Source organism: Sporosarcina sp. (assembly GCF_029257255.1).
Lineage (GTDB): Bacteria > Bacillota > Bacilli > Bacillales_A > Planococcaceae > Sporosarcina.
In genome coordinates, this window is the sequence record NZ_JARICI010000036.1 from 1 (window position 1) to 24,451 (window position 24,451).

Consider the following 24,451-nt stretch of genomic DNA (forward strand, 5'->3'; position numbering starts at 1 on the left):
AAGAGGACTTGAACCTCCACGGGTTATTCACCCACTAGGCCCTCAACCTAGCGCGTCTGCCATTCCGCCACTACCGCTTTGTTTTAGCGACAAACTCTATTATACATGACTGATTTAATAAGTCAACTACTTTTTTTAAAAAATGGTGAGCCGTACAGGATTCGAACCTGTGACCCTCTGATTAAAAGTCAGATGCTCTACCAACTGAGCTAACGGCTCGTTTTAAAATAAAAACGATGTAATGGAAATGGCTGGGGTAGCTGGATTCGAACCAACGAATGACGGAGTCAAAGTCCGTTGCCTTACCGCTTGGCTATACCCCATTGATAATCTGTTAAACAGATCTCCAGGCATTCATTCTATTTACTAAAGTGACCCCTACGGGATTCGAACCCGTGATACCGCCGTGAAAGGGCGGTGTCTTAACCGCTTGACCAAGGGGCCTAAGTTTTATTGTCCAGCAAACTGATGTGCGATTTGTTTCGCTTGTCTCAGTCGACTTTTCCTATTATAGACAGGCCTGTCCTGTTCGTCAACCTTTTTTATCAATCTTTTTTTATAAAACTTTCATGATCTCGCAAAAACATTGATTCTATAGGGTTTATAGCGCTAAATCTTTAGGTGTTTTTTAAAATACGTTTGGGGCATTTCCTATCAGGCATGCAAGAGTATTATGCAAAAGGTTTTCTATTTCTGGTTTCATCATCTGACCTTTCTACATAAATAAAGAGACAAACATAAAAATCTCACTTCCATGCTTGTCTCTTTTCTGTTTATTCTTCTTTCACAATTTCCCCTGCGCATTTACCGCAGCGATATTTCTTGCAGTCCATACGTCTTCTCCTACGGTATTCACAGCCGCAAGATGTACAGCGATATAAATGAACAGCTGCGCTTCTCACCTTTGGTTCAGCCAGAGGTTTACAGTGGCGCGGTGAATCTGTTATTTTCAGTAGATTTCTGAAATCTGCATCGCCGTGCTTGTAACCTTTGCCTTCTAAATGCAGGTGATAGTGACAGAGTTCATGTTTGACGATCCCTACAAGCTCTTGTTCATCGTGCATTTGCACAACAAGCGGATTAATTTCTATAAAATGGTTACCCAGTTTATAGCGCCCGCCTGTCGTGCGCAACCGTTTATTGAAAATAGCCTGATGGCGAAATGGTTTATGAAAGATGTCGAGTGAAATGTGCTCGACTAGTTCCTGTAATTGTTCATCCGACATAATCATTTACCCCTTTATTTGTTCAAAGGAACCATGGAAAGTGCAATTCGGCCTTTTTGACGATCAACTGAATCAATCCAAACGGTGACGATATCGCCGGAAGCTACGACATCTAATGGATGCTTAACGAAGCCTTTTTTCAATTTGGAAATATGGACAAGGCCGTCTTCCGATACTCCTATGTCTACGAATGCGCCGAAATCCACTACATTGCGTACAGTTCCTTGCATTTCCATTCCTTCGTGCAGATCTTTAATATCCAAAACATCCGCTTTTAAGAGCGGCTGAGGATAGTCGTCACGAGGATCACGGTTAGGCCGCTGTAATGTATTGATAATATCCTGAAGAGTGATTACCCCTACATCCAGCTGAGCGGCTAATTGGGATAGATTCATATTTGCTAATGCTTGTGTTGCCTCATCAGTACCCAGTTGTTTTTTATTCAGCCCCGCTTCTTTTAGAACTGCTTCCGCAATCTTATAGCTCTCTGGGTGAATTCCAGTTGTGTCAAACGGCTCTTTCGATTCAGGAATACGCAGGAATCCGATTGCCTGCTCATACGTTTTCAAACCGAGTCGCGGCACTTTCTTCAAATCTGTGCGTTTTTCGAACTTGCCAGCTTCTTCTCTCGCTTTAACGATATTTTCCGCCACTGCTTTAGATAATCCTGACACATACTGTAATAAAGAGGAAGAAGCCGTATTGACATTGACGCCCACTCGGTTCACTGCTGTCTCTACTACGAACGACAATGATTCCGACAAGTTTTTCTTAGCTACGTCATGCTGGTACTGACCTACCCCTATGGAACCCGGATCAATTTTCACCAGCTCAGATAGCGGATCTTGCAAGCGGCGGGCGATAGATACCGCACTTCGCTGCTCTACTTGTAAATCAGGAAACTCTTCTCTAGCTTGCGGTGATGCAGAGTAGACACTGGCTCCCGCTTCATTGACTATAACGTATGAAACCGGTTTATCAGATTCTTTAATGATGTCAACGATGAACTTCTCGGATTCCCGTGAAGCTGTCCCGTTGCCGATCGCGATGATGGAAATCGGATATTTCTCCAATAAATCATTAATTATTTTTTTAGATGCTTCCTTTTGCTGCTTCGGCGGATGAGGATAGATGACGGAAATATCATGGAGCTTTCCTGTCTCATCCACGACTGCCAGCTTGCATCCCGTTCGGAAAGCAGGGTCGAGGCCAAGAACCGTTCTGCCTTTTAGCGGCGGCTGCAATAGCAGACTGCGAAGATTTTCCGAGAATACATGGATGGCTTGTGTTTCTGCTTTTTCCGTCAGCGCTGCACGCACTTCTCTCTCAATAGAAGGAGCGATTAATCGTTTGAATGAATCTTCCAGCGCTTCTTTTATATAAGGGGCCGATGGCGAGCTTGTCCGTTTGAGATATGTACGCTCTAAATCCCCAACAATACGCTCAGTGGGAAAAGTCACGCTGACACGCAATACATCCTCTTTTTCTCCGCGATTGATCGCCAATACTCTGTGAGGAACGATTTTATTCAACGGTTCTGAGTAATCATAATAGTTTTCAAAAACATTACGCTCATCTTCTGCACCTTTTTTCAGATTCGCTGTCAGATGCCCAGAAACCCAAGAAACTTTACGTATTTTTTCACGCATCGATGCATCCTCTGAAACTCGTTCTGCCAGAATGAACTTGGCACCTTCCAGAGCATCTTCTGCTGTATTTACTTCTTTTTCAGGATTAATATAGTTTTGCGCTGTCTGTTCAATTGCTTCATTAGTTTGCATCATTATTTGATCCGCCAATGGCTCTAAACCATTTTCAATGGCTATCATTGCTTTCGTTCTGCGTTTCTGTTTATACGGACGATAGAGGTCCTCGATTCGCTGTAGAACCGTAGCTTTTTCAATATCAGCTTTGAGCTGATCACTGAGTTTGCCCTGTTCTTCAATTAAGCGGATAACTTCTTCTTTTCGTTGCTCTAGCGATTTTACGTAATGATAAGAGTCTTCTATGTCTTTTATTTGGACTTCATCTAATGAACCCGTTGCTTCTTTTCGATATCGGGCAATGAAAGGTACTGTGTTACCTTCTTCTAATAGTGCGATAACGCTTGCAGTTTGACGTTTGCCAATACCCGCCCTGCTCGCAGTTGCTTCCATAAGATCAATCGACAATACAACCACCCTTTCTTCTTTCCATATAATAGCATAGGTTCAACGTATATTCCCGTTAAAACGGTCGGGGTTATTCGGCAAAATGCGCACATAAAAACCCGCCTCAACTTAATGAAGCAGGCTGGCCGCGATGAATGTCGCGTCGTCATTATCGTCAATTGTCTTTTCAATTTTCTTGTACAATTGATATGGCGTAGAGTTTTCCTGAAGGTATTTCTTCGGGCTTCGCAGACTGACACCATCCGAATGCAAAAAGAATCGATCGTTCTTGTTATAAGGATAACGCTGTGTGCGAAGTGATTGCGGACGTCCTGATAAGTAACCCATGACTGGTAACGGATAAATCATCTGACCATTTGATTGCAGAATATATATACGGATATTGCCGACACAACTATATTCCAAAGTTTGTTGAGCAAAATAAACTTTTACAATACCGACCGCCGCGCCACGCTTATGGAACATCAGCTTATTGCAGCGCAGTAACAAATCGTCAGGTGATTCATGATGATACTTTTTCAAGACTTCCGGAATTACCTGAGCAGATTCCATGGCATCTGTACCACTTCCCAGACCGTCTGCAATTGCACAAATGAAATAGTCTTCTTCTGAATGAATGTAGTAGGCATCCCCAGAATCTTTATTCCCCTTTTTTGACTGTTGATAGATATACGCTTCTACATATTCATTCTCAAAGGTTTCCACTACTTTGCACCACCACTTGTTAATATTACTTCCTGAAGTTTCTTAATTGCTTTTCGCTGAAGTCTCGATACATGCATTTGAGAGATATCCAGCAATTCTCCAGCTTCTTTCTGACTCATCTGGTCAATATATGTATACTGGATAATCTGTCGTTCGCGTTCACTCAGAACGTTCAATGCATTCATTACAAGCATCCGCTGATCTGTTTTTTCAAATCCGTCATCTGTTTCGCCTATAATATCCAGCAGGGTAATCGTCCCACCTTCTGAATCGGCATCGAGCGTATGGTCAATAGACAATGCCTGATAGCTTCTACCCATTTCCATTGCTTCTAACACTAGTTCTTCATCTGTTTCAAGGTACTCAGCTATTTCGTATACCATTGGCGAGCGTTGGAATTCTGTTGTCAAGGCTTCAACTGCCGCTTTAATTTTCGGTCCTAGTTCTTTAATACGTCTAGGCACGTGGACAGCCCATGTTTTATCGCGCAGAAAACGTTTGATTTCACCAATAATTGTAGGAACCGCAAATGCCTCAAAACTTCTGCCTTGCTCCGGATCGTAACGGCGAATTGCACCTAATAACCCAAGCATTCCTGCCTGAACGATATCTTCATGGTGGGATTGGCCACGTGAATATTTTCGCGCAATCGAATGAACTAATCGTTCATAATGAAGGACTAGCTCTGTCTGTGCATGGTCGTCATTCGTTTCTTGGTATTCATGAATCCATTGAATGACTTGTTTTTTCGTTTCCTTATCACGAGAAGACTGTTGGTTTGACATGTCCTTCTCCCCGCTCTCTGCCCAAATATTTGGTCATGAATACGATGACACCCTCCCCATGATCGATCCTCACTTCATCCATTAATGTTTCCATTAAGTACAGACCTAATCCACCTTCTCTCAAAGGGGAGTCTTCATTCCATTCTTGGTAGGGTCCTACTTTTTTCTTTGTTTCCTCGAAATCAAAGCTTCTGCCGTGATCGGTCACGACGATTTCCAGTCGATCTTCATAAAGGGCGCAGCCTAAAATCACTTCACCCGCTTTCTCGTCATTATAGGCGTGCTGTACCGCATTCGTCACAGCCTCACTTGCAGCAATTTTCAAATCCTCAATTTCATCATATGTAAAACCGATGCGACTCGCCAAACCAGAGATCGCTAACCGGGCTACACCGACGTATTGAGGTTTTGCTGGGACTTTTACTTCGATGTAATCAAATGCTTGCATCATGTTCGCCACCTTCAACTTGTTCTATCTGCATAATGTCGCTCAGACCTGTAATTTCAAATAAGCGATAGAGGCGCTGATTAAGCCCTTTGATCACTAATTTCCCGTTATGCGCAGTGATTTCTTTGTAAAAACCAACAAATACACCTAAACCGGTACTATCCATATAATTCACTTCGGATAAATCCAGTTCCACATCCATACCTTCAGCCTGCTCTATTTGCGCCAAACGTTCTTTCAACTTTGGTGCTGTATAAATATCAATTTCTCCAATGATTTTAAAATTATGGACTAAGTCCTTGTCAACTTGCTCAACTTGTAAATTCATTTCGCCACCCCGATCGGTTTCTCTATTTTTTCAATTCATGTGCATCCCACGTAACTTGCTGCACACTTCTTGTTTTATACCCGCTTTCCAAATCTCTAAACCTTTACTTCGTTTTTTTTAAGATAACTAATGTGAAATCATCACGAAGCTTATAGTCTTGCATTTTGGAAAGTTCGTTAAATAAATAATCGACCATTGCCTGCGCATTTTCTGTCTTTACATCCAGCAGCAAATCTTCAATTACATCCATTTCAATAAAGCCTTCTTCGGTTCTCGTTTCACTTACTCCATCTGTCATGATGACGATAAAGTCGTCTTCCTCAAGCTGAACTCCACGTTCTTCGTACACTGCCTCTTCTTTTACTCCAAGCAGAAGGCCCTTACTTTCTAGCAGACTAAACTTCTTTTCAGCGGCACTATAAAAAAGTGCCGGCTCATGCCCTGCCGACGAATAGCGAAACGTTGCTGTGTCCGCATGATACTTGCCGTAAAACATAGAGATAAACATTGAATCCGATATACTTTGTTCAATCATTTTATTGATGAAACTTAAAACTTCTGACGGATCTCTCTTTTCATAGCGTAAGCTGTCCATCCCGAACTTGACCATGGACATATGCATGGCTGCAGACATCCCTTTTCCTATAATGTCTGCAACTGCCATGCAGACTTCATTGGAAGTTTCATTAAGGAAGTAAACGTAATCACCGTTCATTTGCTTTGCAGGTTTGGATATCCAACCAATATCCAGACCCTTCGCCTCAGGGGTCGCTGTCTGCAACAGTGTATTCTGCATTCTCACCGCAATGTCCATTTCCATTTGGATGGCTTCTTGTTTGCGGATCAAACTTTGATGCTCTTGCAAAGCCAGTCCATAATGAATCATCATCTCTATCAAAAAATCAAAAGAAACGCTGACATCAGAAGGTAAATCTTTTATTAATTCTTCAATAGAATTTTTGTGAATACTGATTACATCTTCAGGCGCGATATTCTTATCGATAAAACTGCGGCTGAACTGCTGGCCCAGATAGAGATCTTTTTCTCCCTGGGAATGCAGAAAATTCTTTAGCATTTGTTTATATTGTTCCCCAGCCTCCTGCGGCAATGTTCCTCAACTCCTAGTGCAACCATTTCGTCGCTGTAATGGTAGTGCCAACACCCACTTCAGTTTCGACACGGAAATCATCCATTAGCCTTTTGACTCCTGGCATACCTGCTCCCAGCCCACCGGAAGTCGTAAAGCCGTCTTCCATGACTTTCTGCAAATCTGCAATTCCCGGTCCTTCATCTGACGCGGTAATGATCAATCCGGCCCGCGTACCTACCCGTACCGGCTCAATCTCAATCTTGCCTTTCCCGGCATAAAGATATATGTTTCTCGCTAACTCACTTATAGCAGTAGTGATCCTCGCTTGGTCCACCGTTCCAAACCCCGTACTTTTCGCTTCGTTACGGCCAAGCTGTCTCGCTGCAACAATGTCCCATTCCGTATTGATCTCTATAGAAGACCTGTGGTTCATGGTCAGGCCTCCAATTCTCTAGTCAATTTCTCTAGCCCGTTTTCTAAGTCTAAAGCTGTTGTCACGTTCTCCAATCGGATGCCCAGTTCAATCAGCGTAATCGCTACAGAGGGCTGAATACCCGTGATGACTACTTTTGCGCCCATCAAGCTTGTCATATGAATTACGTCGCCCAGTACTTTGGCGATAAATGAATCAATGAAGTCAATCGGCGTTAAGTCAATTACAACTCCGCGGGCAGAGGTTTTATGCAATTGATCTAATAAATCTTCCTGGAATTGAAGAGCTGTCTGATCATCCAGCTCCACTTGAATGGATACGATTAATGTGTCTTTTAGTTTAAGAATCGGTATTCGCATCTTCATACTACTCTTCCTCCTCCACTATCGTACGACCTGTCATTTCCAGCGCCTTTTGCATACCGCGCCGCAATGTGCTCGTTGTTGAAAAGTCTGTCAGATTAATACCTAGTGTCACGATTGTCTGTGCGATTTCAGGACGGATACCGACCAGCATACATTTAGCGCCTACCAGACGTACTGCATCTGCGGCTTGAATAATATGGTGTGCAACCATTGTGTCTACTACAGGGACACCTGTGATATCGAGCAATACAACTTCCGCCCGTTGCTTGACGACACCTTCAAGCAAGTTTTCCATAATTAATTTCGCACGCTCTGTATCGATTGTTCCGACTAATGGCATGACAGATATTTTATCGAATACTGGAATTAAAGAAGCCGACAATTCCTGCAACGCAATTTTCTGCAGGCTGTCCGTACGTTCCCATTTCGTTGAGTATTCTTCAATAATACTTTCACGCAAAGGATTAATCCAGCGTGAGAAAATCCCAACACCTTGCCGCAAATTTGCATCTGATAAAATACCCTGCTCGAAAAACAATTCATAAACCACAGATGAAAACGTATCAATTGCCCGGTTAATAAATTTAATTGACCAGCCGAAATGTATGATTTTCTCAGTAAACTCGTCCAAACGTTCTTTATCTACTTTTTCACGGTCAGATAAATTCGAAGTCATTAATTCCGTAAATTCTCTGCTCGTCGTATCCACCACACTGGCTGGCATTAAATCTAAAAAGCGTTCAGAAAAGTTATCTTTCATTTGCTCTATCCATCGGCTCGTAATGATATCTATATTTTCTGATATCCCTTTTCTCATAACCTCGTTCATGGCTATTTGTTCCTCCCTACATCTTCAGTTATCTCTATTGTAACGAAAATTCGTATAAACTACATGTATTTTGCGGTTTTTTTATCAACAAAGCTCCCCCGAAGAAAATGCTAGAACCGCTCCGAGTGCCTGTCCCATGACTTTTACAACGATTTCAAGTTGCTATATTCATCTATACTAAAAAGAAAACACTATAACCTATTGGTTATAGTGTTTTCGAGTAAGCAGCCATATATCTTGCTGTTGTCTGCGTGTGTGAAAAACTGTAAGTAGAATATGTATGCTAAAATTTAATGAGTCCGAAGCTTACTTGCAGCGCTTCGTCAACCTGCTTCATTAACGTCTCATCTAAGTGTGTAATTTTGTCTGTGAGCCTGGACTTGTCGATGGTGCGGACTTGCTCGAGCAGGATCACTGAATCCCGCTCGAATCCATGCCGTGCCGCTGTAATTTCGACATGTGTCGGCAATTTTGCTTTTTGTATCTGCGCAGTAATGGCTGCTACGATTACTGTAGGACTGAACCGGTTTCCTATATCATTCTGAATGATCAAAACCGGCCGTGTCCCTCCCTGCTCAGAACCGACTACAGGTGACAAATCTGCAAAAAAGACGTCTCCGCGTTTAATTGCCAACTTTTCATCCTCCGGTGACGCAACGTTCCACGGTATGCTGTGCTTCAAATTCCGCATATAAACATTCTGCCGCGATATTGAGGTTGATCTGCGACATTTCAACATAGCCTCTGATCATAGCTTCCCGCAATAAAGAAGCCTCACCACTCTCCATATGTCTCTCTGTTGTCATATAAACGAAATCATCCTGCATCTGTTCCCGTTGAAAGATTGCGTCTTCATTTTGCTGTTGCAATCTCTTTGAGGCTATACTTACTATTCTTTTTTCGTTTTTATTCGTACGCAACTTGAGCACCTCCGACAAACCCATCCCTTTTATTTCTATATCAAATCTATCTTACCATTGAACTGCTAATATGAAAAGACATGGTTTGAACTCTTCTGACAAGAAATGCAAGTTTATTCAGTAGTTTGTCGAAATGAAGGATGCTGCTTCGAATGTTTTCATTAGTTTTTAGTCTTTTTATTTGTAAACTCTTGGAATACGCTCTGAAAGCATTACGGCTATTTCGTAAGGGATGGTACACAGTCGTTCTGCCCATTCTTCCATGGTGATTTCTTCGTCTCCCTGTTTACCAATCAAAGTTACTTTCTCACCTTCCGGAAATTCGTGCGGCAGCTTCACCATGCACTGATCCATGCAGATCGTGCCCACAATTGGTACCCTTCTACCGCCCACTATTACTTCTTGCCCTGTTAGCGCACGTTTCAAACCATCTGCATAGCCGATCGGCAATGTACCGATCCAGTCGTTTTCTGACGTAATATATTTCCCTCCATAACTGATCCCCTCACCTGCCCGGACCTTTTTCACATAGGACAGTTCGGTTTCAAGCGTCATCGCTCTTTGCAGCTTAAATGGCATTTTTTTAGCCACAACTGCAGAAGGCGCGATACCGTACAGACTGATACCAAAACGGACAGCGTCCAATGAATACTCAGGAAAAATCAGCGTCCCGGCACTGTTAGATGCATGAACGAGACGCGGCTTCTCAGGGAAAACATCCACTAATTGCATAAACTTTTGAAACTGCAAGTCAGTCGGCTCTGGTCCTTCTTCATCCGCCCGCGCAAAATGGGTAAATGTTCCGTCAATCGATAGGTTTTCAGACTGATTAATCGCTTCGATAAGCCTTGCCAGCTCTGTTTCATTCCTGACGCCAATCCTACCCATTCCGCTATCGATTTTCACATGGACTTTGCACTTTTTATTGAAACGCTGCAGGTCGCCAACTTTCTCCGCCCACACAACACTTGTTACAGTAACTGTAATATTTTTCTGGGCCGCGTACTTTGCAAACGATACAGGAGACGGCCCCAGCACGAGAATATCAGTCTGCGGATCGTGCTTCCTGAGCGCCAGTGCTTCATCCGGCGTCGCAACAGCGAACATTTCTGCTCCTGCTGCGAGCGCCGCGGATGAAGCTTCTGCCACCCCATGTCCATAACCATCCGCTTTCACGACGGCTATCAGTTTCGTTTCATTCGGGAGATAAGACACTACTTGTTGTGCGTTATGCTTTATTGCTGCTGTATTGATTACGGCTCTAGTCGGCCGAAAATCCATGTTGTTACACATACGTATTCACCTCGTCGGGATAGACTTTCTGCTTAATTATCTATCCTGAACCAGAAGCAAGTCAATTGTTAGAATCGCTTATCATTTCGCTTCCGTGACAGTCATCGAATTGGCGACAGTAATCAGCTCTTCCTTACTCAGCGTTTCAGAGGCAACAAAGAACGAAACTCCGTTCACTTCCCAATGAATTGACTGATCCGTTAACGCTGCTACCGCAAAGCCTAAGTCCACAGGATCACCTTCTACTGATACAGCCAACTGGTTTAACGGCTTTTCTGCCGGCTCCTGTATAACCAAAAATTCCTTTTCTCCGCTGAACGTCATCAAGATGCGCTGACCATTATCCGTTGTGATAACTTGCTCATCTGATAAAGTAGAGCCTTCCCAATTAACTGCCGGGTAATACGTTTGATATCCAGTTTTGTCGTCGGTTTCTGTAGCTTCTTCATCTTTTTCTGCATCCGCCTGATCATTTTCTGCTTTCGGCGGATCCATCTTCACTGCGTAATCCGCTACTTTATGTTCCACTCCCAATGAAATCTTTGAGAATTTAATGGCGATCTTTTCCTCGCCCGTTTCATCATGAATCGTTACTTTTGTCGGTAGCAATGTTTTCTTGTCAATATGAACTTTCTGTGTAGGCAATAGTTTCTTATGATTATTGCGCGTTGCCGTTTTAAACACATACTCTTTGTCTTTTTCTTCCATCACTACTTCTTTATCCGCCTTGATATCTTCCGCCAGCGTGCCGATTAAATAGCCTTGGCTGTTTTGTGCAGGCCAATCACTTTGGAATTTGTACGTCTTGCCGAGTGATGGCGTAATAACAAAGACGCCTTCTTCATTGCGCACGATCATTTGGGAATCTTCATTTCCCGCCTGCGTTACGTTGACCTTGTAAAATTCCGGCTTAGTGTGCCAAACTTCCACATCATATACCCGAGGTTCTGCACCTGTTTTAATTTCCATTGATGCATTCAATTCATAGCCTTTCGTTTCGTTCCATTTATTGCTGAGCTTCTTCATAACATCTTCTTTAGAAGGCTTTCCACATCCCCCTAATACTAGCAAGACTGCTGCGACCATTACCAACAGAAATCGTTTCCGCATTCAATTCATCCTTTCTCCAATCAATTCGGGTAGCTTATCTTATGAAAGGTATGAATGGATTATGCGAGCTTGTGTTAAAGTTTACGAGTTTGCTTCAGGATTGCATAAGAATCACTTGCGCAGCAGCTACAGTCTGGGTATGCGTGATGCTGACGAAGCCGCTGATCCGTTGCTGCTTGAAGTACAGAACAGGGCGGCCGCTCGGTTCCGACAAGATTTCAATGTCGAGAAAACCGCAGTCTGCACCGATACCTGTGCCGCGCGCTTTAGAAAAGGCTTCTTTTGCGGCAAACCGCCCCGCCAGGTACTCAGTCTGGCGATGTTCCTTTAATTGTTGATAGATTTCCAGTTCCGCTTCCGATAAAATGCGCTCCCGAAATTTTGTGCTGCGGCCGTTCAGACGGGCCACGCGATCGAGTTCTACAATATCTAGACCAATTCCTTGAATCAAAATGAACATCTCCTTTCACATCAGCATCAAATATAGGTATAATCAGTACAGAAGATTGAGGTGAAACCATGTTTATACGAACGGAAAACTTTTCACAGTACGTGCGCGCTTACCCTGTCGTGACGTTTTTACTGGCCCTGAATATCGGAATTTTTATTTTGGCGTGGATTCCCGGCATTGGCGGTCAGATTCTTGTATGGGGAATCGGCGATAATTTCCTGATTGCAAACGGCGAGTACTGGCGTTTACTTACGCCAATGTTCCTTCACGGCGGATTTACCCACTTACTGTTTAATATGTTCTCTTTATTTATTTTTGGACCTGAGCTTGAAAAGATCGCAGGGAAGGCCCGGTTTATTACAATTTATATGCTGGCTGGCCTGTTCGGCGATATCGCGACGTATTTCCTGCAGTTACCTGATTACAGACATTTGGGCGCTAGCGGTGCAATTTTCGGTGTGTTCGGTGCATTCGGTGCACTTGTTTATTATACGAAGCACGTGTTCCCGCAGCTGAAGCAAGTAATTTTGCCGATTATTGTGATCAGTGTGGTGATGACGTTTGTCGGTACAAATATCAACGTGACAGCGCATATTGCAGGGCTGATTACCGGTTTCATTATCGGGCTAAGCTATTTCAATCCAAAGAATATTGTGAGCTGGCGAAAGAAACGCTAGCTGAACACAAAGCCAGACAAGTTTGCTTGTCTGGCTTTTTTGCGTTGCAAATAGTTAGTAAGTAGTTACAATACCGTTTCCCTGCGTTTCAGGCGGACGTGCAGGGAAACGGCTTCCTAACCCACAACCCTATTCACCTTTATTTAATTCAACATATTCTTCGCCTTCAACCCGATGTTCATACCACGCCAAAAACTGTTCTGCTGCTTCTTCGGGCATGTGGCGGATTGCTGGGGAGTCTGCTGTCATGCCGGATTTTACGTTGACTGTTAGGGTAGCTACTTTATTTCTGCGGTGGAAATAGTTTTGGTCCATCTCCATTGACTGTATTCTGTTCTTTTCCGTAAACACAGTGTGTCGGCTGATGGTCCGGAACCGCATTGTCAGCTGCTTCGGCAAAATGGAGTAAGCTGCCGTGTTGTACTGCCATCGTCCAAATGCCCAAACGACAGGGAGCAAGATCAGCGCAAACAAGCCGTACGGGAAGAAAAAGTAGGATACAGCTCCTGCTGCGGCCAATACCAGAAGCAATTTAAAACGGTAGTAGAAACGTTTACCGCGGCCACTAAGCTTCTCTTCAGGCATATCGAAATCGAGATTAGGAAACAGCTCCTGCAGCGGTTCGATTACGCGGTTTCGTTTGGCCAGCGGAAACAGTTTGATTCGCGCGCTCTCCCCCATACCACCTGCACTGTTGACGATCACCGTTGCATAACCGAATAATTGGCGCACAGGATTCTCTGCGATCGTAATATTTTGTACGCGATTAAGCGGTACCGTTACACGTTTCTTCTCGAGCAATCCTCTGGTGATAATCAAATCATCTTTTTCCAATATTACTTTGAAATCATAATTCGCGAGAAATGTCATGGCTACAGACAGCAGCCAGACAATAAGGAAACCAAGCAAAATCATGATTGTGATTACCAGTACACCAAAACGCACGAATGATTCAAGTTCGCCGAACAACCATTCAAACGGGATCAATTCTTCAATTTGTGACAAAAACACAACGGCACCTGATAAAATAACACCGATTCCACCTGAAGTGGTAGCAAGCATCAGCAGGTCGCCTGTCGTCATCGAGAAAACTGTATTCACAGGCTTAACAATTTGTTTTACAGCATCGGTTTCAAGTTCCTGACGAAGTACCAGCTCACCGTCTTCATTGCTTCTTGAAGAAGGACCGATAATCCGGAATTGTTTCGCTTTCTGAATTTCTTCCTCGATCTGCCGGGCAGCCTCTTTCGTAATTGCTGTCAGCTCTGCCTCTGCATCCTTGCCGGAAGAAGACCCCGCTGTTTCCACTTTCACTTTCACCAAATTAAACATACGATGAAAAATTCCTTCTGTATAATCCAAGCTCTGTATCCGGTCATATGGGATGTAGCGTTTTTTTCGGACGAAAAGCCCTGAGACCATCCGCAACTCCTGATCTTCAAACCAATAATCAAATCGGCGCCATTTCACAATGCCAGAAACGAGCGTAATGAGTATGAGTAATCCGAAGATGATAAATGATGAATACTGAAGGAACCATGGTCCCGAACGTTCCCCTTTGAAGCCGTTGACAAGCACCAAGATAATGAATGGCCCAATCAGTTCTTTTAAGGTTTTCGCAGTTTCCACTACCGCCGTCACCCAATGCAATTTATAGTGCTGTTCAGACATCGTCCTTCGCCACCCTTGCAAACATGGAAATTCGGTTGCGCAATTCATCTGCTTCCTCTGTCACCAAAGCAGGTATTGAATGATTGGTTGCTGCTGTGGAGATTGTGATGGAGGCTAGACCGTATTTACGTAAAATCGGACCTTCCGCCGTGTCTACATGCTGTACGCGGACCATCGGGATCAATGTGCGGTTGACGATGAACAATCCGTGCTGCAGTTCAATTTCCGCTTCCCGCACTTCATAGCGCCAACGTTCCCATCTGATTTTCGGGAATAAGTAGATGGAGAAAAATGCTTGCAGAATGATAACAGCTGCGATCATAATGCCAATCCATTTCGGCCATTCGAAATAATAAATTAGAAATCCTAAACCAGCCGCAACGGCCAGCACAATTACAGTTTGTATAACTCCATATAACCTCCAGACTGTCAGACCTTTTCTGGAAATTTGATTTGCAGGCTGCTGTCTCACTCCATCAGCTCCTTTATAAAGTTCTATTATGTATACGGTGAAACTCAAAAAACGTTTCATTCTACCCGATCATATCATAATTAAACGAAAAAAATCCGGGCTGCCAGAAGCAAACCCGGATTGTATCTATTCTATTTCTTATCGCTCTGAACGATTGCTACTGCTGCTGCGACGTGAACCGCCGTCTCTTCTGCCGCCATCGCGTGGGCCGCTGCTACGTCTTGAACCGCCAGCACCGCCGCCACTAAAGTTTCTGCTGCGTCCACCTTGAGAACGTCCGCCTCCGCTGCTGCGATTGCCTTTATAGCCGCCGCGATTACCGCCGGAAGAAGTTCTGCGTGATGGAAGAGGGCGCTCTTCTGTAATATTTACAGGAGTCTCATCCACATCCTTCGTCAATGAACGAAGAGCTGCTGCGATGATATCTTTCGCATCAAATTTCTCAAGAAGCTGGCCTGCAAGTCCTGCATAGTCTTCTGAGTTTTTTTGTTCTACTGCTTCAGTTAAAGATTCTACCGCTAATTTCTTTTGTTCCATTAACGCTTCATCAGATGTTGGTGGACGTAAAGGAGTCATACGCTTCTTAGTCGTTTCCTCAACGATTCGTAGGTAGCCCATTTCACGCGGTGTTACAAAAGTAACTGCCACTCCACTCTTACCTGCACGGCCTGTACGCCCGATACGGTGAACATAGCTTTCTGGATCTTGAGGGATATCGAAGTTGTAAACATGTGTTACACCCGTGATATCCAAACCACGTGCTGCTACGTCTGTCGCTACAAGCACATCGATTTTATTCTCTTTGAACTGACGCAATACTGACATACGCTTCGATTGAGTTAAATCACCGTGGATTCCTTCCGCTAAGTAACCGCGAATGCTAAGTGCATGTGCAAGCTCATCCACCCGGCGCTTTGTACGGCCAAAGACAATTGCAAGTTCCGGTTGGTGAACGTTTAGCAATCTTGAAAGAATATCAAACTTCTCACGTTCGTGTGATTTTACGAAAAACTGCTCAATATTTTCAACAGTCATTTCTTTTGATTTAATTTTCACTATTTCAGGATTCTTCATGAATGTTTCTGCAATTTTACGGATCGGAGCAGGCATCGTTGCTGAGAATAGCAATGTCTGGCGCTCAGCCGGTACACTTGCAAGAATTGTGTTGATATCTTCAATGAAGCCCATGTTTAACATTTCATCTGCTTCGTCCAAGACAAGCGTCTGAACGTTATCCAGCTTCAATGTTTTACGGTTGATATGATCCAGGATACGTCCTGGTGTACCCACTACAATGTTCGGATTGTTGCGAAGCGCACGGATTTGACGTCCAATTTCCTGTCCGCCATAAACGGAAAGTACTTTCGCACGACTTCCGAAACCTACTCTATAGATCTCTTCTGATACTTGGATAGCCAATTCACGAGTCGGTGCGATGACCAGTGCCTGTACTGCATTACTTTTTGGATCCAATTTTTCAATGATCGGAATACCAAAAGCTGCAGTTTTACCTGTACCCGTCTGAGCCTGACCGATTACGTCGCGGCCTTCCATACCAAATGTAATTGTACCTTCCTGGATCGGTGTTGCTTCTTCAAACCCCATGCGTAGCAAGGCGTTCTGTGTTGTTTCACTAATATTCAATTCTGAAAACTTCGTCAAAATATTCATTCTCCTTTATTTCTTCATTTGACAATTGGTTACATTTGCAAATGAAAGCGCGGCAACTTCGAGCCATATACTTTGAAAGTGGGAGCATTTCCGATAGATCCATCTCTGGCATTTAAAAACTCATGGGAGCATTTCTGCGGATGGAGAGGGGTCATATCAATCACGCCTCAGCGTCATTGCGTCCAGATTTATTTAAGTAGCACAATGGTTAAACCTGTGACATACAAGGAAAGCCCGGTCCTTGCCGAGCGGTTAGATCGGCAAATCATTGCTAGTTTGCCTAATTATCCACCGTTTTATTCAAAAAAAAGTACTCTCCGCAAATAAACGGAAGAGCGCCGTGTAAATGTATCCAATTCCTCTCATGAGTTTACCACGGCCGGCGTAAAACTGCAATGAATCAGCTTAAGTTCTATTAATCAGTCTTTTGATAGGAATGACAGTACTCTAGAAAACCACTCATTTCGGTCGTCACTGTAGCAAATGTGATGTTTTCCATGCTCCGAATAAATCAAATGTTTTTCATCTGAGCCAAGCTGTTCAAACAGCAAATCCGCTGTCGCAGCAGGCACAATGCCGTCACGTTTCCCCTGTACAATACAGACAGGCGTTTGCACAACATGATGATAGGGCCGGACTAAGCGGACTACTTTTAAGAACTCAAGCGTCGCACGGACTGGTGTATGCATCAGCTTGTAATTGTAGAGATGATAAAACGAATCTGCAGGATAGCGGTGTCTCTTGGAAGATTTCATCATGATCCTGGCATCTTTTAGAAGAATCCGTGGACTAATATATTTAGCCGCGGCACTCAGCAAAACCAGTTTATCAATCGGATAACGCAGAGACAGATACATCGCAATTAATCCCCCCATCGAAAAGCCGATGACGATGACACGGTCTGTTTCTTTCATCAACCGTTGCAATTCGAGTTCCGCGGCCATAATCCATGAAGCAGCAGAACCTTCCTGCAGACCGCGGTCTAGCTCATGTCCCGGCAAAACCGGAACAACTATTTTCCAATCGGTATGAAGTTTCAAATATTGTCTAAACGGAGCCACTTCAAACGGGCCGCCGGTAAAACCATGGACAAACAGAACGCCTGTTGTCACAAAGTGTCCTCTTTCAGCGCGTTGATGATTCGCTCCACTCTCATTCCTCTTGAACCTTTGCACAGCACAACTGTCTGGTCCGTTAATTTGGGACGCAATGCCTCCGCAATCAACTCCGCGTCGTTCGCGGTCCACATGACTTCACCCGCAAAGTCCTGCAACTGATCTGCCAACCATTTCATCCGACTGCCGAGCAATGCAACCCCTGTCAAATTCATCTTCAGTAAATCTTCTGCCAGTCCTTCATGATATGCCTGTTCCTCTTCGCCCAACTCAAGCATGTCGCCAAGGACGAGCCACTTTTCCTGTCGCACTGACGTTTCCTGCATAAAACGGAATGCCGCACGCATCGAAGTCGGTGCTGCATTGTAGGCATCATTGATCAGCAGTGAGCCGTTCAAACCGGCGACCGGCTGCATTCGCATATCCGTCAGCACTGTATGCTGCAGCCCATCTTTAATCTGCTTATCTGTCAGTCCGAGTTTATTGGCAATCAGCATAGCAGCTAACGCATTCTTTACCTGATGCGCGCCGTACACAGGGATTGTGAATCGCCCCTGTAGCATGCCTGTTATCTCAAACGAACTCCCTTGATCCGTTGAATGAATTTCTTGGACCGTCAAATCCGTCTGTCCATAGCCAAATGAAACACTTTGCACAGCGGGTTTGCTTGCCGTTAACTCACGCAATAGTGGTTCATCGCCATCATATAAGAGGATTCCTTCATTGGACAAACCATCAATAATTTCAAACTTCGCTTTCGCAATACCTTCACGGGAACCGAGATCCTGCATATGTGCTTCCCCGATATTTGTAATGACCGCGAAATCAGGTGCAGCGAGAGTCGTCAAGAAAGAAATTTCTCCAAAACCGCTCATACCCATTTCTAAAATCGCAATTTCTGTTTCATCTTCAACTGACAACAATGTCAGCGGCAAACCGAGTTCATTATTGAAATTTCCTTCTGTTTTTTTAACACTGAAATAAGGAGACAAGACGCCGGCGATTAAATCTTTCGTTGACGTCTTTCCATTCGATCCGGTCACCCCGATTACTTTACAATCGAGTTCCTGCCGGTAGCTTCGAGCCATCTGCTGCAAGGCCAGTTCTGCATCTTCTACAAATATAAGCGGCAGATGTGCAGGCGGATTCGGTTCGTCCTTTAGCCAAAGAGCCGCGGCTGCACCGCGATTGATCGCTCCTTCAACAAATCGATGCCCGTTGACCTGTTCGCCGCGGAAAGGGATGAACAAATCCCCCTCCTGCACATTGCGGGAATCAATGCAGACACCTGTGATGAGTTGCTCGTTAATGTTCTGTCCGTCAGCCTGCAGCCATTGCTGAATAATAGTTATATTTCGTTTCACGTTATATCCTCCGCTCAGTCCATTGTATAGTGCAGTTGTTGTTTTTCCGCATGACGTTCAATCGCAAGTTCTATCAGACGATTGATCAGGTCCGGATACGCCAATCCCGATTTCTGCCAAAGCAGCGGGAACATGCTTGTTGGAGTGAAGCCCGGCAGCGTATTCACCTCATTGATCAGCACTTCATTGTCAGCTGTAACGAAGAAGTCCGCGCGCACGAGTCCGGCACAATCAAGTACTTTAAACGCACGGATCGCCATGTCTTTCATATGTTCTGCGACAGATTCGGGAATTTCTGCTGGAATCGACAGCTCCGTGCTTTGATCCTGATACTTTGCCTCATAATCATAAAATTCTGCGACGGGACGGATTTCGCCCGCTATTGAAACTTCGGGATGATCGTTGCCGAGAACCGCCATTTCAATTTCACGTGCCGTAATTCCTTTTTCTACGATGATCTTCCGGTCGAATTTCAACGCAAGCTCGATGGCTTTCTTCAACGAATCACGGTCGTCCGCTTTGCTGATGCCGACGCTTGAACCAAGATTCGCAGGCTTAACGAACATCGGATACGGCAGTGTTTTTTCCGCCTGATCGAGCAGTACTTCCGAATTATCCTGCCAAGCACTGCGAATAAAATGGACATATTCCACTTGTGCTAAACCAGCCTGCGCAAATAATTGCTTCATGACAACTTTATCCATACCAGCAGAGGAAGCCAGCACCCCGTTGCCTGCATATGGAATATTCAGCACTTCAAATAAACCTTGTACTGTACCGTCTTCTCCATTTGTTCCGTGCAGCAGCGGCAAAATTACGTCCGGCATATCGCCCGCTAAAAAGCCTTCGATATGATCCGGCTCCGGCGCACCTGCTTTTTTCAAGCGCAGTGTTTCAATTTCATCAACCGGTCCTTGAAGCGGCGCACCCTTAAGCCATTCCCCCTGCATCGTAATGTAAATCGGCAGTACTTCATATTTATTTAAATCCAACGCCTGCGTCACTGCGCGCGCTGTAGAAAGAGACACTTCATGCTCTGCGGACTTCCCGCCATATACTAACCCTAATCGTTTTTTCATATAATCTCCTCGCATTCCGTAGATTTCATTCATACAGTTTACCATGAAAGCCGCCCATTCATGAATGAAAAACTAGCGACAGGCATTCTTTTCGCCGAATGCCGAAACCAAACATTTCACCGCGCGTCAATAATCAGTGTACTTATTAAAATCATTTACGATATAATAAGAGATTGTAATAACAGATTATACTAGCTAGGAGAATGACAGCTACAGAAAAGGTGAGTTCGTAATTGAGACAATCAAACAGGCTTGGTGACCGATTCGACTGGACATTAGCCTTTATTATTATGTTATTCGGGATTATTAGTTTAGTTGTCATTGGATCTGCTCAAACATCAGAGCAATATACACAGAATTTCGTCATCAAACAAGTCAGATGGTATGTACTTGGTTCCTTCATCGTCGCCATGGTGATGTATTTCGAGCCGGATCAGTATAAAAAAGCAGCTTGGTATTTCTATGGTTTTGGGATTTTCCTCTTGCTGTTTCTTATGCTTGCGCCTGGGGGCGAAGGCCAGATTGCTGAAATGCGCTATAACGCAAAACGGTGGTTGCATCTGCCTGTCATCGGCACAATTCAACCTGCTGAATTCATCAAAACCTTTTTCATTTTAGGACTAGCCCGGATGGTCAGCACGCATAATGAAAAGGTTCTGCAACGAGACATTCAGTCTGACCTGAAGTTGCTCGGAAAGATTGCACTCATGCTCATTATGCCGCTGTTTTTCATTATGAAGCAACCTGACTTAGGGACTTCTCTCGTCTTTATTTCGATTACGGCAGCCGTCGTCATCGTGTCAGGAATTTCGTGGAAACTGCTAGTGCCGATCTTCTCAATCGGTGCCTCCACAGCCGCAGCGATACTGTGGATGGCGATTTATGCACAGGACTTTCTGGATAAGATTGGATTTTCCCCTTATCAATTCAAGCGGGTCTATTCATGGCTCGATCCTTATTCATACCCTACTGATGAAGGGTATAACCTAATTAACGCGATGACCGCAATCGGTTCAGGTGAGTTGACAGGAAAAGGTTTTCTTGGCCGGATTGTCTATATTCCGGAAAATCACACAGACTTCATATTCAGCGTAATTGGCGAAGAGTACGGTTTCATTGGAGCCTGCGTCGTGATTACCCTGTATTTCATACTTATTTATCATTTGACGAAAGTCGCTCTCTCTTTGCATGATACATTCAGCGTTTACGTCTGTACCGGCGTCATTGCGATGATTACGTTCCACGTCTTTGAAAATATCGGCATGAATATCCAGTTGCTGCCGATTACAGGGATTCCGCTGCCGTTTATTAGTTACGGAGGCAGTTCGCTGTTTAGTAATATGCTGGCGATTGGACTCATTTTCAGTATGAAGTTCCATCATCGAACGTATATGTTCGCTTCAGATGACGACAATTAATGTCATGCCAGCAGCAAAATAACGAAGTCCATTCTAACCCCAAAAGGTGAACCTGATGAAAACTTATAATAAACCGCTTGAACGTTTTGATTGGACGCTGGCTTTTATTTTATTACTGTTCTGCACGGTGAGTGTCATTGCGATCTCATCTGCACAAACCACAGGACAGTACACAATCAATTTTGTACCTTCTCAAATCCAATGGTATATCGTAGGCGCAGTTATTATCGCTTTTGCCATGTATTTTGAACCTGAGCAGTATTTTAAAGCAGCCTGGTGGATTTACGGCGGTGGAATCTTCATTTTGTTGATATTGTTCATCCTGCCGGAAAGCATGGAGCTAGTAGCTCGACGTAACGGCGCAAAAAGCTGGTTTCATCTGCCGATCGGAAGTATCCAGCCAGCTGAATTCATGAAAACCTTCTTCATTATCGCGCTCGCCCGCTTGATCACGCAGCATCATGAGAAGTATGTCGTCAAAACGCTGAAGACGGACGGTGTACTACTCGCCAAGATTATCGGCGTGCTGCTAGTGCCGCTGCTATTCATCATGCTCCAGCCTGATTTAGGGACAGGCCTAGTATTTTTGGCCATCACAGCTGCACTGATCATCATTTCGGGGATTTCATGGAAAATCATCGGACCTATTTTCATCGGCGGATTTACAGCCGGGGCTTCCCTGCTGCTGATGGCGCTGTACGCCCAGGACTTCTTATTAAAGCTCGGATTTAAGAAGTATCAGTTTGAACGGATCTATTCCTGGATTGATCCTTATTCCTACGCTTCGAATGAAGGAATGCATTTGATTACCTCTCTGAACGCCATCGGATCGGGAGAGGTTTTTGGAAAAGGTTATAAAGGCAGAGAGGTCTATGTCGCAGAGAGTCATACCGATTTCATTTTCACAACAATCGGTGAGGACTGGGGTTTCATCGGCACGAGTTTGATCATTTGCCTGTTTTTCATTCTGATCTATCATTTAACGAAAATTACGCTGGAACTGAAAGATCCTTTTAGCACATATATTTCTGCAGGAATTATTGCGATGATCACGTTCCATGTGTTAGAAAATATCGGAATGACGATACAACTACTGCCAATCACCGGAATACCGCTTCCATTCATTAGTTACGGCGGCAGTTCGCTGATGGGAAACATGCTGGCAATCGGTTTAATCTTCAGTATGAAGTTTCACCATCGCAGCACGATGTTCCGTGCTTCCAAAGATTATGAATAAGACCCCTCCTTCCCTGACAAGTACAAGTTGTGTAAACTGTATAGGAAAGGGGGTTTTTTTATGTCAGCACTGCCAAATTGTCCAAAATGCCAATCGGAATATACTTATGAAGACGGAAACCTTTTCGTCTGTCCCGAATGTGCACATGAGTGGACGCTGGAATCTGTTGTTGAAACTGAAGAAGCAGCTGTTGTGAAGGATGCGAATGGAAATGTTCTACAGGACGGCGATACAGTCAGCGTGATTAAGGATTTGAAAGTGAAAGGCAGTTCGAATGCGCTGAAGATGGGTACGCGCGTGAAAGGAATCCGTTTAGTCGACGGCGACCACAACATCGACTGCAAGATCGACGGCTTCGGGGCGATGCAGCTGAAATCGGAGTTTGTTAAGAAGATTTAAGGGGTTTGTTTAGAGTGTAGAAGTAGTTTAGACTTCGTTGATTGCACTTTAAGCGGGCACCTCCTGCGTGAATGGCTTGAGCCAATTGAACTTCGAAGAGTTCGATTGGCAGTATAATTCTCCATATATATTCAACACAAAAAGATCGCCTCCGAAAAATGTCGGGGGCGATCTTTTTGTTACGAGTTTTATTTAATTGGGTTGTACGGGCGGTACGTGTACGGCAGGAGTCAGAGCTTGCAGCATGTCACTCCTAGACTTTGTGAGTGTTGCGGAAACGCCAAGCTTTGCCAAGTTGGAAATAATCTTCTTTATATCCATTTCTTTAGCCATTTCTTCCACCTCAATCTTCCTGAGTTAATCATATAGACGTTTTGTCTGTTCATGAAGTTCTAGTTCTAAGAATAAAACTTGTGTCAATTTTTAGACAGCAGACTCTCAGACACATCGATTCTTTCGTCTTTGACTCTGTTATCCCTATCATACCACTCTGAAAGGAGTTTTAATCTTTCATTTGTGTTACAATTGTATACTTTTTGCAAATTTATTGCTTTCATTCGGTAAAACAGATGTTTTGACATACCCCCCATACGTATATTAGGATGAATTTATACAAAGGAGGTGAGACACTGTTGACAATGATTCCTGATGATTTTTCTGCAGAGGAAGCAGAGGTTTCCTGCCGAAAGAGTCATCATCCTGAATCCGTAAAGACTAATCTGATCCACAGGCTGAACCGGGTCGAAGGTCAGATTCGTGGAATTAAAGGGATGGTAGAACGAGATGTGTACTGTGATGATATTATTACCCAATTATCTGCAACTCAATCTGCTTTAAATAGTGTGGCGAATGTTTTACTCGACGGACACTTGAAAGGCTGTGTCAAAAACCGACTCGCTGAAGGCGATGAAGAAGTGCTGGACGAACTGCTCAAGACCATTACAAAATTAGTTAAAAAATAATTATGAGGAGGAATTTCAAATGAAAGAAACAACATTAAAAGTATCAGGTATGTCATGCAATCACTGTGTACAGGCAGTTGAAGGAGCACTGAATGAATTATCAGGTGTGGAGCATGCCTTGGTTGATCTGAAAGAAAATAAGGTAACTGTGCAATATGATGAATCCGCTGTGACAGTTGACCAGGTGACAGAAGCAATTGAAGAACAAGGATATGACGTAGAAGCTTAATGC

28 protein-coding genes and 3 tRNA genes are annotated in these 24,451 nt (G+C 44.0%); 6 read left to right on the plus strand and 25 right to left on the minus strand.

Going from position 1 to position 24,451, the window contains the following annotated elements; genetic code table 11:
* Positions 1 to 143: 143 nt before the first annotated feature.
* The 18 genes from Q1J64_RS07645 to acpS form a co-directional block, all read right to left on the minus strand.
* A tRNA-Lys gene (locus Q1J64_RS07645) sits at positions 144 to 219 on the minus strand.
* 29 nt (positions 220 to 248) lie between these two features.
* A tRNA-Gln gene (locus Q1J64_RS07650) sits at positions 249 to 323 on the minus strand.
* Positions 324 to 372: 49 nt separating this feature from the next.
* Positions 373 to 444: transfer RNA gene (locus tag Q1J64_RS07655), tRNA-Glu, on the minus strand.
* 329 nt (positions 445 to 773) lie between these two features.
* Complete coding sequence (locus Q1J64_RS07660; protein ID WP_301108485.1) at positions 774 to 1,226, minus strand: SprT family protein; 453 nt, start codon at positions 1,224 to 1,226, stop codon at positions 774 to 776.
* A 14-nt stretch (positions 1,227 to 1,240) separates the two neighbouring features.
* Positions 1,241 to 3,382 (minus strand): Tex family protein, encoded by a 2,142-nt coding sequence (locus tag Q1J64_RS07665; protein ID WP_301108601.1) that lies wholly within the window; start codon positions 3,380 to 3,382, stop codon positions 1,241 to 1,243.
* 123 nt (positions 3,383 to 3,505) lie between these two features.
* On the minus strand, positions 3,506 to 4,102 hold the full coding sequence (locus Q1J64_RS07670) for a PP2C family serine/threonine-protein phosphatase (protein WP_301108486.1): 597 nt from the start codon (positions 4,100 to 4,102) through the stop codon (positions 3,506 to 3,508).
* On the minus strand, positions 4,102 to 4,887 hold the full coding sequence (gene sigB, locus Q1J64_RS07675) for an RNA polymerase sigma factor SigB (protein WP_301108487.1): 786 nt from the start codon (positions 4,885 to 4,887) through the stop codon (positions 4,102 to 4,104). The genes Q1J64_RS07670 and sigB overlap by 1 nt, the downstream gene beginning before the upstream one ends.
* Positions 4,862 to 5,335 carry an anti-sigma B factor RsbW gene (gene rsbW / locus Q1J64_RS07680; RefSeq protein WP_301108602.1) on the minus strand — a complete coding sequence of 158 codons (474 nt, stop codon included), beginning with the start codon at positions 5,333 to 5,335 and terminating at the stop codon, positions 4,862 to 4,864. The genes sigB and rsbW overlap by 26 nt, the downstream gene beginning before the upstream one ends.
* A complete protein-coding gene (locus tag Q1J64_RS07685; protein ID WP_301108488.1) occupies positions 5,322 to 5,663 on the minus strand; it encodes an STAS domain-containing protein in 342 nt (113 codons plus the stop codon). Before Q1J64_RS07685 ends, rsbW begins: the two co-directional genes overlap by 14 nt.
* 103 nt (positions 5,664 to 5,766) lie before the next feature.
* The gene (locus tag Q1J64_RS07690) at positions 5,767 to 6,771 is read right to left on the minus strand and encodes a PP2C family protein-serine/threonine phosphatase (protein WP_301108489.1); all 1,005 of its coding nucleotides are present in this window, start codon (positions 6,769 to 6,771) and stop codon (positions 5,767 to 5,769) included.
* A gap of 13 nt (positions 6,772 to 6,784) precedes the next feature.
* Positions 6,785 to 7,186, minus strand: coding sequence for an anti-sigma regulatory factor (locus Q1J64_RS07695; protein WP_301108490.1), 402 nt, complete (start codon positions 7,184 to 7,186; stop codon positions 6,785 to 6,787).
* 2 nt (positions 7,187 to 7,188) lie between these two features.
* Entirely contained in the window at positions 7,189 to 7,551 is a 363-nt protein-coding gene (locus tag Q1J64_RS07700) for an STAS domain-containing protein (RefSeq protein WP_153732266.1), read from the minus strand.
* A gap of 1 nt (position 7,552) precedes the next feature.
* The gene (gene rsbRA, locus Q1J64_RS07705; protein WP_301108491.1) at positions 7,553 to 8,380 is read right to left on the minus strand and encodes an RsbT co-antagonist protein RsbRA; all 828 of its coding nucleotides are present in this window, start codon (positions 8,378 to 8,380) and stop codon (positions 7,553 to 7,555) included.
* Positions 8,381 to 8,663: 283 nt separating this feature from the next.
* Entirely contained in the window at positions 8,664 to 9,014 is a 351-nt protein-coding gene (locus Q1J64_RS07710; RefSeq protein WP_301108492.1) for a type II toxin-antitoxin system PemK/MazF family toxin, read from the minus strand.
* Between the two features lie 4 nt (positions 9,015 to 9,018).
* Positions 9,019 to 9,324, minus strand: a complete 306-nt coding sequence (locus tag Q1J64_RS07715) for a transcriptional regulator (RefSeq protein WP_367183432.1) — start codon at positions 9,322 to 9,324, stop codon at positions 9,019 to 9,021.
* A 153-nt stretch (positions 9,325 to 9,477) separates the two neighbouring features.
* Positions 9,478 to 10,593, minus strand: a complete 1,116-nt coding sequence (alr, locus tag Q1J64_RS07720; RefSeq protein ID WP_301108493.1) for an alanine racemase — start codon at positions 10,591 to 10,593, stop codon at positions 9,478 to 9,480.
* An 81-nt stretch (positions 10,594 to 10,674) separates the two neighbouring features.
* Positions 10,675 to 11,703, minus strand: a complete 1,029-nt coding sequence (locus Q1J64_RS07725) for a LolA family protein (RefSeq protein ID WP_301108494.1) — start codon at positions 11,701 to 11,703, stop codon at positions 10,675 to 10,677.
* 94 nt (positions 11,704 to 11,797) lie between these two features.
* The gene (gene acpS, locus Q1J64_RS07730) at positions 11,798 to 12,154 is read right to left on the minus strand and encodes a holo-ACP synthase (RefSeq protein ID WP_301108495.1); all 357 of its coding nucleotides are present in this window, start codon (positions 12,152 to 12,154) and stop codon (positions 11,798 to 11,800) included.
* A 68-nt stretch (positions 12,155 to 12,222) separates the two neighbouring features.
* On the opposite strand from acpS, the gene Q1J64_RS07735 reads away from it, so the two are divergent.
* Complete coding sequence (locus Q1J64_RS07735; RefSeq protein ID WP_301108496.1) at positions 12,223 to 12,831, plus strand: rhomboid family intramembrane serine protease; 609 nt, start codon at positions 12,223 to 12,225, stop codon at positions 12,829 to 12,831.
* Between the two features lie 129 nt (positions 12,832 to 12,960).
* Here Q1J64_RS07735 and Q1J64_RS07740 read toward each other — a convergent pair whose 3' ends face one another.
* The 6 genes from Q1J64_RS07740 to Q1J64_RS07765 all read right to left on the minus strand — a co-directional run bounded on the left by Q1J64_RS07740 (position 12,961) and on the right by Q1J64_RS07765 (position 20,203).
* Positions 12,961 to 14,502 carry a PH domain-containing protein gene (locus Q1J64_RS07740; RefSeq protein ID WP_301108497.1) on the minus strand — a complete coding sequence of 514 codons (1,542 nt, stop codon included), beginning with the start codon at positions 14,500 to 14,502 and terminating at the stop codon, positions 12,961 to 12,963.
* Positions 14,495 to 14,974, minus strand: coding sequence for a PH domain-containing protein (locus Q1J64_RS07745; protein ID WP_301108498.1), 480 nt, complete (start codon positions 14,972 to 14,974; stop codon positions 14,495 to 14,497). The genes Q1J64_RS07740 and Q1J64_RS07745 overlap by 8 nt, the downstream gene beginning before the upstream one ends.
* 138 nt (positions 14,975 to 15,112) lie before the next feature.
* Positions 15,113 to 16,636 (minus strand): degradosome RNA helicase CshA, encoded by a 1,524-nt coding sequence (gene cshA / locus Q1J64_RS07750; RefSeq protein WP_301108499.1) that lies wholly within the window; start codon positions 16,634 to 16,636, stop codon positions 15,113 to 15,115.
* A 428-nt stretch (positions 16,637 to 17,064) separates the two neighbouring features.
* Entirely contained in the window at positions 17,065 to 17,757 is a 693-nt protein-coding gene (locus tag Q1J64_RS07755) for an alpha/beta hydrolase (RefSeq protein ID WP_301108500.1), read from the minus strand.
* A complete protein-coding gene (locus tag Q1J64_RS07760; RefSeq protein ID WP_301108501.1) occupies positions 17,754 to 19,124 on the minus strand; it encodes a UDP-N-acetylmuramoyl-tripeptide--D-alanyl-D-alanine ligase in 1,371 nt (456 codons plus the stop codon). The genes Q1J64_RS07755 and Q1J64_RS07760 overlap by 4 nt, the downstream gene beginning before the upstream one ends.
* Positions 19,125 to 19,138: 14 nt before the next feature.
* Complete coding sequence (locus Q1J64_RS07765; RefSeq protein ID WP_301108502.1) at positions 19,139 to 20,203, minus strand: D-alanine--D-alanine ligase; 1,065 nt, start codon at positions 20,201 to 20,203, stop codon at positions 19,139 to 19,141.
* A gap of 233 nt (positions 20,204 to 20,436) precedes the next feature.
* Here Q1J64_RS07765 and Q1J64_RS07770 point away from each other — a divergent pair, with 233 nt between their 5' ends.
* From Q1J64_RS07770 to Q1J64_RS07780, 3 genes are read left to right on the plus strand one after another with little or no spacing between them, the layout of a single operon-like run.
* Complete coding sequence (locus tag Q1J64_RS07770) at positions 20,437 to 21,621, plus strand: FtsW/RodA/SpoVE family cell cycle protein (RefSeq protein ID WP_301108503.1); 1,185 nt, start codon at positions 20,437 to 20,439, stop codon at positions 21,619 to 21,621.
* A 55-nt stretch (positions 21,622 to 21,676) separates the two neighbouring features.
* Positions 21,677 to 22,858 (plus strand): FtsW/RodA/SpoVE family cell cycle protein, encoded by a 1,182-nt coding sequence (locus Q1J64_RS07775; RefSeq protein WP_301108504.1) that lies wholly within the window; start codon positions 21,677 to 21,679, stop codon positions 22,856 to 22,858.
* Between the two features lie 60 nt (positions 22,859 to 22,918).
* Positions 22,919 to 23,257 (plus strand): zinc ribbon domain-containing protein YjdM, encoded by a 339-nt coding sequence (locus tag Q1J64_RS07780; protein ID WP_301108505.1) that lies wholly within the window; start codon positions 22,919 to 22,921, stop codon positions 23,255 to 23,257.
* Positions 23,258 to 23,449: 192 nt separating this feature from the next.
* Here the strand turns inward: Q1J64_RS07780 and Q1J64_RS07785 are convergent, their stop codons facing one another.
* Positions 23,450 to 23,590 carry an Lmo0850 family protein gene (locus Q1J64_RS07785; RefSeq protein WP_301108506.1) on the minus strand — a complete coding sequence of 47 codons (141 nt, stop codon included), beginning with the start codon at positions 23,588 to 23,590 and terminating at the stop codon, positions 23,450 to 23,452.
* 305 nt (positions 23,591 to 23,895) lie between these two features.
* On the opposite strand from Q1J64_RS07785, the gene Q1J64_RS07790 reads away from it, so the two are divergent.
* A complete protein-coding gene (locus Q1J64_RS07790) occupies positions 23,896 to 24,219 on the plus strand; it encodes a metal-sensitive transcriptional regulator (RefSeq protein WP_301108604.1) in 324 nt (107 codons plus the stop codon).
* A 19-nt stretch (positions 24,220 to 24,238) separates the two neighbouring features.
* A complete protein-coding gene (gene copZ / locus Q1J64_RS07795; protein ID WP_301108507.1) occupies positions 24,239 to 24,448 on the plus strand; it encodes a copper chaperone CopZ in 210 nt (69 codons plus the stop codon).
* Positions 24,449 to 24,451 lie beyond the last annotated feature (3 nt).